Source organism: Roseovarius sp. D0-M9 (genome assembly GCF_037083805.1).
GTDB lineage: Bacteria > Pseudomonadota > Alphaproteobacteria > Rhodobacterales > Rhodobacteraceae > Roseovarius.
In genome coordinates this window covers 1-618 of the sequence record NZ_JBAPKZ010000137.1, presented here as the reverse complement: position 1 = coordinate 618, position 618 = coordinate 1, and the positions used below count along the sequence as shown (strand labels likewise).

Sequence of the window (618 nt, the reverse complement as noted above, 5' to 3'; positions counted from 1 at the left end):
GAGGTCGTCCTCCTGAAAGCTGCATGTTTGGCGTCGACAACCAAAACATACGGCGTTTCAGACGGTTACGCTACCTCCGCCGCCTTCTCATGAATTATCCGGGTTAAGTTGCTGGGACATGGTGGATTGCGACAGCCCACAGGCTTGGGCGAGATCACCAACCGATCTTTCGCCGTCCAGCAGACGGCAAAGGATCTGCAACCGAGCCTCGGACGCTAACATCGTCATAAACGCCGCCGCCCCGGCTATGTCGCCGTCCAGAAAGTCGTCCGAGTTTTTCATATTACGCTCATTGAATATTAAGTATATCGAATATATAATCCTAAGCAGACTGATACAAGACCAACCCGACACCAACGGCGGGCGCATCACGGAGATGGAACATGGAAACCGAATTTACCCCTTGGCTGTCGCTCGGCGGCGGTATGATGATCGGAGCCTCGGCAGTGCTGCTGATGGCCACCAACGGACGCATCGCAGGCATCAGCGGCCTGACCTCGAAGCTTTTCTCCCGCAGCAGCGACGGTGAGGCGCGGGGCGTCTCGGCGCTCTTCGTGCTGGGCCTGCTTTTGGCCGCGCCGCTCTGGCTGCTGGTCTCAGGCGATTGGCCGCAACAAT

2 protein-coding genes are annotated in these 618 nt (G+C 57.4%); one reads left to right on the top strand and one right to left on the bottom strand.

Features of this window, described 5'->3' with window-relative positions; all coding sequences use genetic code 11:
- Positions 1 to 87 precede the first annotated feature (87 nt).
- Complete coding sequence (locus tag V8352_RS21900) at positions 88 to 282, bottom strand: ArsR/SmtB family transcription factor (protein ID WP_336426365.1); 195 nt, start codon at positions 280 to 282, stop codon at positions 88 to 90.
- Positions 283 to 383: 101 nt separating this feature from the next.
- Here V8352_RS21900 and V8352_RS21895 point away from each other — a divergent pair.
- A partial coding sequence (locus V8352_RS21895; RefSeq protein ID WP_442971089.1) for a YeeE/YedE family protein occupies positions 384 to 618 on the top strand: 235 nt, incomplete at its 3' end.